Genomic DNA, 10,521 nt, shown 5'->3' on the forward strand with positions numbered 1-10,521 from the left:
AAAAAGGGGACTGCACATAGGCATAATAAGTCCTCTAAAATGAAAGAAACTTGCTCTTTCCCTATATTTTAAATTTGATTTTTTATGATAATTACCAGTATCAAAAAGGTCTATTATTTTTTTCTATATGAATAACAGATCCTCCACAACACATAGTAATTACCTCCATTATTTAATCCATTTTTTCCTCACGAACAAAGATTTATTTAAATCACTCCTGCTTTTTCAAAATGTTTTTTAAGTATCCTTGTTGCAACAAATGCTCCTATGCAAGCAAGAACAAAAGTTATCAAGCCAAATCCTACTGCCCACGATACTTTGAAATATGATAATGCTTCATTTATTTGTGCTTCGCTCATTTTCCATTTTGACGCTCTTTCCACAAAAGAAGCTGTCCCGAATAAAATCACAGGAATTACTGTCCCTAAAAAATCTGCTAGTGCAAATATCCCATATCCAATAATTATTCGTCCCTTGCTTTCATAATTTCCTATAATCAAATCACATATAATTCCACCGATTACAGCAAAGACTGCATGAGGCAAATGTCCTCCTGACAATGCAATTAAACCAATAAGCGTTCCTGATATTGTAAATACGCCCTTCTTTTTAACTTTCACAGCCATAAGAATATAAACAGTAGCAGCTATCATAAAGCTAACTCCTGAAGCAATAAATCCTCCAATAACTGTTGTTGCCATAGCAAATGCAACTGCCATGTATATGACAATTCCAATTGCATTAAAGATTCCGATTGTAATAAAATCACGACCATTTAATTTGTTTTTCATAAAAGTCCTCCTAATAAATTTTCTGTATTACTATCACAAGAGCAATCATCAAAGCTCCTAATAGTCCAATCATTAAGTCTGTTTTTCTAAACCGCAATTCTGTTAATGTTACCCTCTTCTCATCACTATCAAGTCCTCTAATGAGTGCTGAAGCTGACAGTTCATCTGAAATCTTAATCATTCTCATTAAAAGCGGAACAAGCGTATATTCAATATATTTAATTGGATGTAGCAACGGGAAAAATCTGCTTGTTACAATTCCTCGAATCTTCATATTCTCTTTTAATGCCTTGACTTCTATTTTTATAGTTGGTACAAACCTAAGCAAAACACTAAAAGGTATACCAATGCTTCTTGGTACTTTCATTCTATTTAATGCTTCAAGCATTTCACTTACACTTGTAGTCTTTGTTATATATCCACCAAACATAGCAATTAAGGTCATTCTTGTTGCAAAGTAAATAAACATATATATTGCAAATACGATGCTTGCTTCACAAAACTTTCCAAGCCCTAACTCTATGCAGTATAAAAACACAAAAAACAAAATAAAGCGTAATGCTCTTTTCCACATACTGCTGTATACATACAGAAAAAAGGCAAAGGCAATTAGTACAAAAAGTAGAATTGTATCGCTTATAAAAAAGCTAGTAAATCCAACAATTGGAAGTATAGTAAGTTTTATTCTCGGATCGACTGTTTTTCTATCTATCAAGCTCTCTACCTCCTCTCATCTTGTCTAATATGAGAAATTTATTACTTTCACTCATATTCAAAACTTTTTCTATTTTTCCATCTCCCATTACCCAAAGCTTGCTCACTGTGTTCGCTAAAAACTCAAAATCATGACTTATCACCAAAACTGTTATCCCATTTTTTAATTGTTCTTCAATCAATTTTGCCACTGAAAGCATTGAGTCTTTATCACAACCTGATGTTGGTTCATCATAGATAAAAACCTTTGCCCGTTTCATCATTCCACAAGCTATTGTAAGTCTTTGTTTTTCTCCTCTTGATAAAGCAAACGGATGCTTATCAATGTATTTATCTAAGCCAAGTACACTCAAAATAGACTTTGCCTTTTGAGTATTTTCTTTTTTATCTTTACTTGAAATACCAAGCAGCATTTCATCAAGTACACTTTCCGAAAACAACTGATAGTCTGAATCTTGAAAGACAAAATATGACATATCCATTAAATCTTTATGATTAAGCGACTTATCTTTCCTCGCCCATATTTTTCCCTCTTCTATCTTCTCAAGTCCTGAAAGCACTCTTGCAAAGGTGGTTTTCCCGGTACCATTTAACCCTATAAGACCAATGGCTTTTCCGTACTCCATGTTGAAATCAAGATGATTTAAGATGTATTGGTTTTGCTTATTTCCAACCTTAGTTGCACTTGGGTAACAAAATTTCAAGCCTTTTCCACTGATACTTTCATCATTTAATTGATATAAATCTTTCTTCTCACTTATCCTGTATTCTTCTAATTCAAGAGTTCTTAGTCCATTTTCATCCCAAAACGCCCTTTCAAGATAGATAACTTCTTCCCGACTCAAGTCTTTCGTAATTTCTCCGTCTTTCATCAAAAGAAAACGGTCAAATAAAGACTTTACATAGTACAAACGATGTTCAATTAGAACAACCGTTGTTCCTTTTTTCTTTAATTTCTCCAAAATTAAAAACAGGTCAAATGTTGCTTTCATATCCAAATTTGCTGAAGGTTCATCTAAAATTAAAACTTTCGGATTCATTGCATAGATGCTTGCAATAGCTATCTTTTGTTTCTGCCCGCTTGATAATTCAAAAACAGATTTTCCTTTAAGTTCCTCAATATCCAACTCCACATATACTGCTTCTACTCTCTGTTTGATCTCATCTCTTGATTTGCAGATGGTTTGAAGCCCAAAAGCTATTTCTTCATCTGTCGTTGTCGTAAAAAACTGACTTCTTGGATCTTGAAATACAGTCCCTACAATATGCCCTATTTCATGAAGCGATAATTTGCTTATATCTTTTCCGGACACAAAGGCCTCCCCTTGCATTTTGCCCCTGTAATAATGCGGAATAAGACCATTCATTACACTTCCAAGAGTGCTTTTACCACTTCCACTTTTTCCTGAAATTAAAACAAATTCACCTTTTTTAATTTCAAGATTGATATTTTTTAAAGCAGTTCGCCCATCTTCCCATTCATAAGAAACATCTTTTAACAAAATCATGGTTACACCTCATACTGAGCTTTCCATAATTTTGTGTAGTAGCCATCTTTCTCAAGAAGTTCCCCATGCTTTCCTTTTTCAAGTAAATTTCCTTTTTGAAATACGAGAATTTGGTCAGCTTTTTGAATTGTTTTTAAATGATGAGCCACTACAAGTACGGTTCTATTCTTTGCAAGTTCTGTAATGGCATCTTGTATCAAAGATTCATTTACAGGATCAACATTACTTGTCATTTCATCAAGAATTAAAATCGGTGCATCTTTTAGAAAAGCTCTTGCAATAGATATTCTTTGTCTTTGTCCACCTGAAAGAAGCCCACCATTTTCTCCAATATCAGTTTCATAACCTTTTGGTAAACTCATAATGAAATCATGTATCCTTGCCTTCTTTGCAGCTTTAATGATTTCCTCTTTTGTAGCTCCTTTTTTACCTACTCTGATATTTTCTTCAATCGTGTTATCAAACAGTTGAACATTCTGCATGACAATGCTGATACGATCTAAAAGCTCATCATAAGGAATATCCCTTATATCAATTCCTCCGAGTGTAATTTTTCCTTTATGCACATCATAAAATCTTAAAAGCAAGTTGGTTATAGTAGTCTTTCCACTACCTGATTCTCCAACTAAGGCTGTCATTGTTTTTTCAGCAATAGAAAAGCTCAATTTTTCCATTTTAAATTCATCTTTTTCATAGGAAAAATCTATGTTTTCAAAAGCTATATCATTATCTTTCGGAATAATCCCATTCACTTTATCCGGGATTACATCTGCATATAAAATTCTTGAAAGTCTTTCGTAACTATCTACCGCCGAAACATAGTACATATAGTGTTGTTCCATAGAAGCGAACGGCTTATAAAACTCTTTTGAAATTACCGCAAAGATAATAAAATTAAGTACATCAAGACTTCCCTTTACAACAAGTATTGCTCCAGAGGTTAAAAGAACTAAATATCCAATATCCAGTAAAAAACCAAATATAGATAACTGTTTTGCCTTAAATCTTGAAGCTGCTTTGCTTGTTTCTCCAAACCTTTTTGTCTTATTCATAAGCTCATTATCCAAGCTCTTATTGTTTGAAAAACTCTTTAATACAGGTATTCCTCTAACATATTCAACAAATAAGCTAACCATATCAAGAAGTGCTGAGTTGTTCTGATTTTCTATTTTTTCAGATTGCTTAATTGTCAGATATAGAAAGATAAGTGCAATCGGAACAGATACAGCCATAATAATAGAAAGTTTGAAATCAATACTTGCAAGACCAACAAATACGACTGCACCTATCAAAAAATCGCCAAACATTCTTGACCACATGTGTCCTACAACAAGGGACATATTATCAACATCTTTGTGTAAAATTGTATTGATTTCTCCCAATCTTTCATTTGTATAAAAACCCAAACTAAATTTCTTTAATTTGATAATCATTCGTTCTCTGATTTGCTGAACAATATCAAAACCTGCACTATGCTTTTTCATATCTGCGACCATATTACAAATGCCTTTGAAGACTACAAGTAATCCAATCGCAATAAAATATTTATAAAGCATATCTAAACTCGTCCCATCAAATATCTGAAACAGTATAGAAAATACGATAACAATCATGGCTATGGAGCTTAGTCCATAAAGGGCAAAGAATACACTTGATATAATCAAATCTCTCTTGCCGGTTTTTGTAAGTAGCTTTAACATTTCTCTAAACATTTTCTGTTACCACCTCCGTACACTCGCAATCCGCTTTGCTGCTTGCTCGTGAAAGACAATTGTCTTTCAAATTCCATCTATCAACCTTGTTCTGTGCTTCAACCATATCCTTATAAAAATCACATCTTTTCATCAGCTCTTCATGGCTTCCTGCATCAAGAACAACACCCTTATCCATAACTATAATTTGGTCTGAATCTCTAATCGTATTTAGATGATGAGCAATTGTAATAACCGTTTTATCCTTGCTTAAATCGTCAATCGCTTCACCGATTAGTCTTTCATTTTCACTATCAACAGCTGCCATTGCTTCATCTAATATTAAAATCGGTGCATTTTTAAGTATCATTCTCGCAATGGAGATTCTTTGTTTTTCTCCACCGGATAACTTAACTCCCATTTCACCTACTCGTGTTTCATATCCATTTGGTAAAGCAGAAATAAAATCATGGCATCTTGCTTTTTTAGCAGCTTCTATGACTTCTTCTTTTGTTGCATTTAATTTTCCAATTGCTATATTTTCAAAAATACTTAAATCAAAAAGTATAACCTCTTGCTGAACGCTGCCGATAAGTTCCGAAATATTTTCCTGACTATATTCTTTTATATCTTTTTCATTTATCTTTATTTGTCCGCTGTCTGCATCCCAAAATCCCATAAGCAGGTTAGATACCGTACTCTTTCCGCAGCCGCTCGCTCCGACAAAGGCATTCAAACTATTTTGTTTAAAAGTTAAATTGATGTTTTTAAGTTCAAAGCTATCTTTTCCGTATGCAAAATTCACATCTTTAAATTCTATATCTCCAAATTCTAACCCTTGTTCCATCTTTTTATTTGGAAGCGGAACAGTTAAAACTTTTCCAATCGCCTTTATAGCTTCCTTAAATACAATAGAAAAATGGTGCAAGGTTGCTGTCTTACTTATAGATGCAGTAAAAGCAGATGATAAAATAATGGCAAGGATAAAATTAGGTGTTGTAATATTTCCATAGTAAAGAAATATACTTCCCAAAATCATGACAATAACTACTCCAATTTCCATAAATATGTCAATGAGTCCCATTGGAATTGTAATTGCTCCCATACTCTTTTTAACCCAGTAAATATACTCTCTTGCCGTTTTTAATGTTCTTTCGCTAATCTCCTCTTCTTTAGCAAAAGCCTTAATCACAGAAATATTTTTTACATATTCCATTAGCTCTTCTCTCATCCTGCTTTCATGGTTAAAGTAAATAGCAAAGTTTTTATTCATCGTTTTTTGAGAAAGAACTTTTACCAAATACATGAGTGGAACTCCGGCAATCATTCCAAGAGCAAGACGCCAATCTACAAAAATCATAGCTATGAAAATGATAGTAGGCAGAAGTGTAACTGCCATTATTTCAGGCAAGCCATGAGCAAGATATACCTCCACTTGCTCCACATCATGCTGAACAATGTTCGTAAGCTCCCCTGTATTATGTTCTTTGAAAAATCCTAAGCTTAGTTTTTTTAGATGCCCGATAATATCTATCCTAAGTTCTGTCAATTTTTCGTATGCTTTTTCATGGGCAACTTTTGTCGCAAAATAATAAAACACTCCTTTTAGCACAAATGATGCAAGCATTATAAGAAAAATATATTTCAACTTTCCCGTTTCTGTATCCTGTGTAATCAAGGAACTGATTAAATAAACAAGCAATACCTGCGGTATTAAATCAAACAGTATTCTTAAAGTAAGTAATATATTTGACTTCAAATTATTCCCTATCGCTTTTCCTCTTAACTCTTTTTCTGTCATAAACAACACTCCTTCCAAAATTGAATAATATTGAATTATAATTCAATATTAAGGCTTAAAGTAAGACTTTGCTAATTACACAAAGTCTATTTTTTAGTGCTAAAATACTACTGCTAAGCTCCTAATTCTTGACATTTCCTCTTTCGCATTGCAAGCACCTCGCCATTTGTATTCCAAGTTTTTCCATTATCAAAAGATGTTTTATTTTCCCAATGGAATTTTGAATTAGAAATATTATCAAATACCCATAAATTTAAACCATTATCATTATTTAGATTTGTTAGTATAATTCTATCTTCTACTTTTTCAGCTTCTAAATATACCATTTTCCCCAAACAAGTATAACAAATATCCCACTTTTGTTTTTTAGGATTATATACTCTTATCGTTGTCCCATATTCTGCATCAAGCTGAGGGTTGGATATTCTTTCTTGTCTTGACGGGCAAATGAAAACATCCTGTACTCCATCTCCATTTAATATTTCTGAAAATATCCACTCTCCAATTACATGTCTTTCATTTTCAGTACCTTTACCATCAATCCATTCAATATTCCACTCTCCAATCAAATCACTAAATATATTTTTCTTATTACTTTTTTCTCCTATTAACGCTTTATAAAATTCCATAACAACCTCCAGATCAACCCTATTTCATATTAAATCCGCCTCACAACGATTCCACGCCCTTGTAATAACATCTTGCAACAAGTTTTAGCATATCTTCTGCCCACTTTTCACTTTGATAGTGCCTTGCTATTTCAAGAAGCCCCTCTGTAAAGTTACTGGCTAAAATATGAGCAAGCATTGGATCATATTCCTCTTTTGATTGTCTTTTTAAACTCACTTCAATATGAACCTGCATTTGCGATATGAGTTTTTGTTTTGCTTCTGTATGCTTTGTACCTGAACTTTTATCCATTAAAATAATTAACTTCTTACGCTCTTTTAAAAGTTCATGAATATAATTTTCTCCAACTTCATCAAACCTTTCAGAAGCAGAACCCTTTTCCAAAGACTCCTCCTCATCAAAAGCTGACTCAAAATTTATATAAACAGAACTTACTACTGCATCAAACAAAACTTCTTTATTTTTGAAATAGGTATATATTAGTGCCACAGGTATATCCGCTTCTTTTGCAATTTCTGTTAATTTGGCACCTCTATAGTCCTTTTTATAAAATACTTTTTCTGCTGCTTCCAGTATTCTATTTCTGACTTCTTCTTTTAACACTTGTGCCATAACACACCTCTTTCTACACTAATACTGAATTTATATTTAATAATAAATTTAAATTCAATATTTGTCAAGATGATTATAACTAAAATGATAGAATTATTACATAAAGTTTGCAACAAATTCAACATACTCTTGCCCTTATTCAAGGTTATTCTTTAATCTATGATGTTATTCATCTGTAAAAAACCTTGTATTTAATTTTTCAGCAAAAGATTAAAAGATTATTTTTTCTATCCTCTAATAATATTCACTAAAAATAAATTCGATTTATTCCCAAAACTTATCTTCTATCTCTTGATATTCTGCAAAAGTCCACACTTCTTGTATTTTCCCGTTTTCTATTTTGAACAAATCAATCCCCGGATTATTTAATTTTTCATTACCTTTTTCCGCTAATGAGACAACACTTGCAACAACAAAACAATCATTACTTGCAGCCCATTCTGTCATTATTCGGAATGTTCCATTACTTCTTTTTGCAAACTCAATAATGCATATCTCTGTCAAGACTACTTCACTTCTCCCCTTGGCAAAAATATACATTACTTTTGTCAAGGGGATATGTCCTTTGAAAATGTTATTAGATTGCTTTCTAGTCACATATGTTTGACAATCCTAAAGTTTTAATATCTATTTTTCTTAAACAAAGCTTTACAATTGTTATTTCTTTCTTCTATAGATTTACAAAAAGTCTTTTTCATTTTACACCACATTTCTTGCATTTAAATAATATTAATATATCAAACCTTTCTAAATGGTTTATTTCCGACTTTTAATAATTAGGTACCTAATAATTTATAGTTTCTTCTTTTTCTATTTTTCTAATTCTGCTAAGCATTAAAAATAATCCAAGTAGAATAATACTAAAATCAACAATTGGCTGAGCCCACCAAACAGCAGAGGCGCCAAACATTTTTGGCAATATTAATATAGCCGGAACAAAAAATATCAGTTGTCTCATCATTACAACCATTCCAGCCTTTTTTGCATCGCCAACGGATTGGAAGAAAGTCAGCGTCATGATCATAATTCCATACATAATAAAAGTACAATAGTACATTCTGAAATAAACCACATTTGCAGTCAAAATTTCAGTTCTAACATTAAATAATGATAAGAGCTTTTCAGATAAGAACATTGATGGTATCCAAGATATAGCAGCAAGTATTGTTGCACCACAAGCAAATATCTTCACTGTTTCTTTTACTCTATTATATTGTTTTGCCCCAAAATTAGTTCCTATGACAGGTTGTAATCCTTGACTCATACCCCATAAAGGAATAAATGAAAACATATATAATCTCATTGTGGCAGACATTAAAATTCCCCAATCACTTCCACCATATTTAAATGCTTGCTTAAATAGAAATGTTTGTTGTACTGCAAATAATAATTGCATCATCATAGCAGAACTTCCTATACTAAACATTTCTCCTGCTATTTCACTTGCCTTTTTTATTTTATGAATACCAACAAATGCACTCTTTTTAGTAAAATAATGTAGTGTTAAAACTGCTTGCACAATCTGGGAGATTACAGTCGCAATCGCCGCGCCTTCAATTGCATATTTACCCATCAATTTCATAAAAATCGGATCAAGTATTATATTTAATAAAGCTCCTGCCCCCATGATAAGCATAGATTGTTTTAATGCACCTTCACCACGCATTGTCATATTACCTGCTTGAGCAAAATTAACAAATGTTGAACCTAAGAAAACAACTCTTAAATATCTTATACTAAGGGCCTTTATATCCCCTTGCGCCCCTACTAAATCTAAAAAATTATGTGCAAAAATAATGCCCAATACGGTAATAAAAACCGAGAATACTATTACCCAATAACTTAAATTCCCAAAAATTTTATCCGTTGTTTCCTTATTACCTTTTCCAATAGCCCTCGATAAAATAGATGCACTGCCTACACCAATCAATGCCGAAATTGCCCCATTAATTAAAGTAAGTGACATAGAAATACTTATAGAAGACATAGCATAATCTCCAATAATCCACCCTGCAAATACACCATCCATAAATGGATAAAGACCTATTACAAGCATTCCTATAATACCTGGTAAAGCTAGTTGAAACATTAAATCTTTTGGATTTTTAGTCAAAAGTTGAGTTTTCATATCTTTCTTATTCATATTCTTTCTCCTCTTTAATAAAGTAACTTCTATCTATTTTTATAAATAATAACTTTTTGCTCACTTTATATAATAGTAAATCCTCTTTCTAACAGGATTTGTCTCCCAAACTTTCTTAATCCACCTTAATCTATATGTGAGTCCCTTTATACTCGTATGCAAGATTATATCCTAATGGAAAGATTACAGGATTTTCACTTTTGTTGGTTTTACTACTCTAATCTTTATTTAGCCAATTATATTAATAAATTTATGCAGTATCGTTTAATAATTACTCTAAATACCTTATTTGTGATATCATTTTACTTTTATCAAAACCAACATCTTTCATAATTATTGTGTATATTATTCTCAATAGTTTTCTGTCAAATGTTATTTTTAACTTCCATAAACTTAATGCAATTCATCTATTAAAAAAACAATTGTCTTACACAAAAAATGTTAAATTGTTTTTTCTCATATGTTTAAAAATTAGGTTTTAATGAGTTTATTTATTGTGTACAATTTTAATAATAAGTTCAAATTTCCAACTTAGAGGTTTTCAACATTCGTATTTCTAACTATTTTTAAAATTTTACTTGAATTTTTACAACCAGAGTTCATATCATTTTTCATCTATTTTTTTATATAG

At 31.9% G+C, this 10,521-nt stretch carries 9 protein-coding genes; all 9 read right to left on the reverse strand.

Annotated features, from left to right (window positions below; translation table 11 throughout):
• Window positions 1-206: 206 nt before the first annotated feature.
• The 9 genes from HMPREF9129_RS09360 to HMPREF9129_RS09400 all read right to left on the reverse strand — a co-directional run bounded on the left by HMPREF9129_RS09360 (window position 207) and on the right by HMPREF9129_RS09400 (window position 9,890).
• Window positions 207-791, reverse strand: a complete 585-nt coding sequence (locus HMPREF9129_RS09360; protein ID WP_004822953.1) for an MptD family putative ECF transporter S component — start codon at window positions 789-791, stop codon at window positions 207-209.
• Between the two features lie 10 nt (window positions 792-801).
• Window positions 802-1,506, reverse strand: a complete 705-nt coding sequence (locus HMPREF9129_RS09365) for an energy-coupling factor transporter transmembrane component T (protein ID WP_004822955.1) — start codon at window positions 1,504-1,506, stop codon at window positions 802-804.
• Window positions 1,496-3,013 carry an ABC transporter ATP-binding protein gene (locus HMPREF9129_RS09370; RefSeq protein WP_004822957.1) on the reverse strand — a complete coding sequence of 506 codons (1,518 nt, stop codon included), beginning with the start codon at window positions 3,011-3,013 and terminating at the stop codon, window positions 1,496-1,498. The genes HMPREF9129_RS09365 and HMPREF9129_RS09370 overlap by 11 nt, the downstream gene beginning before the upstream one ends.
• A 2-nt stretch (window positions 3,014-3,015) precedes the next feature.
• Window positions 3,016-4,725 (reverse strand): ABC transporter ATP-binding protein, encoded by a 1,710-nt coding sequence (locus tag HMPREF9129_RS09375; RefSeq protein WP_004822958.1) that lies wholly within the window; start codon window positions 4,723-4,725, stop codon window positions 3,016-3,018.
• A complete protein-coding gene (locus HMPREF9129_RS09380; RefSeq protein WP_004822960.1) occupies window positions 4,718-6,505 on the reverse strand; it encodes an ABC transporter ATP-binding protein in 1,788 nt (595 codons plus the stop codon). Before HMPREF9129_RS09380 ends, HMPREF9129_RS09375 begins: the two co-directional genes overlap by 8 nt.
• 113 nt (window positions 6,506-6,618) lie before the next feature.
• Window positions 6,619-7,134, reverse strand: a complete 516-nt coding sequence (locus HMPREF9129_RS09385; RefSeq protein ID WP_004822963.1) for a hypothetical protein — start codon at window positions 7,132-7,134, stop codon at window positions 6,619-6,621.
• A gap of 40 nt (window positions 7,135-7,174) precedes the next feature.
• Window positions 7,175-7,747: a TetR/AcrR family transcriptional regulator gene (locus HMPREF9129_RS09390; protein ID WP_004822966.1), complete on the reverse strand. Its 573-nt coding sequence runs from the start codon at window positions 7,745-7,747 to the stop codon at window positions 7,175-7,177.
• Between the two features lie 264 nt (window positions 7,748-8,011).
• Window positions 8,012-8,299, reverse strand: a complete 288-nt coding sequence (locus HMPREF9129_RS09395) for a nuclear transport factor 2-like protein (protein WP_245946029.1) — start codon at window positions 8,297-8,299, stop codon at window positions 8,012-8,014.
• 232 nt (window positions 8,300-8,531) lie between these two features.
• Window positions 8,532-9,890 (reverse strand): MATE family efflux transporter, encoded by a 1,359-nt coding sequence (locus HMPREF9129_RS09400; RefSeq protein ID WP_004822973.1) that lies wholly within the window; start codon window positions 9,888-9,890, stop codon window positions 8,532-8,534.
• Between the last annotated feature and the right edge of the window lie 631 nt (window positions 9,891-10,521).

It is taken from the genome of Peptoniphilus indolicus ATCC 29427 (genome assembly GCF_000227315.1).
Classification (GTDB): domain Bacteria; phylum Bacillota; class Clostridia; order Tissierellales; family Peptoniphilaceae; genus Peptoniphilus; species Peptoniphilus indolicus.

Excerpts from the sequence above, each read along its gene's own strand:
- HMPREF9129_RS09360 (WP_004822953.1), bottom strand. The coding sequence starts at position 791 with ATGAAAAACAAATTAAATGGTCGTGATTTTATTACAATCGGAATCTTT.
- HMPREF9129_RS09370 (WP_004822957.1), bottom strand. The coding sequence starts at position 3,013 with ATGATTTTGTTAAAAGATGTTTCTTATGAATGGGAAGATGGGCGAACT.
- HMPREF9129_RS09375 (WP_004822958.1), bottom strand. The coding sequence starts at position 4,725 with ATGTTTAGAGAAATGTTAAAGCTACTTACAAAAACCGGCAAGAGAGAT.
- HMPREF9129_RS09380 (WP_004822960.1), bottom strand. The coding sequence starts at position 6,505 with ATGACAGAAAAAGAGTTAAGAGGAAAAGCGATAGGGAATAATTTGAAG.
- HMPREF9129_RS09385 (WP_004822963.1), bottom strand. The coding sequence starts at position 7,134 with ATGGAATTTTATAAAGCGTTAATAGGAGAAAAAAGTAATAAGAAAAAT.
- HMPREF9129_RS09390 (WP_004822966.1), bottom strand. The coding sequence starts at position 7,747 with ATGGCACAAGTGTTAAAAGAAGAAGTCAGAAATAGAATACTGGAAGCA.
- HMPREF9129_RS09400 (WP_004822973.1), bottom strand. The coding sequence starts at position 9,890 with ATGAATAAGAAAGATATGAAAACTCAACTTTTGACTAAAAATCCAAAA.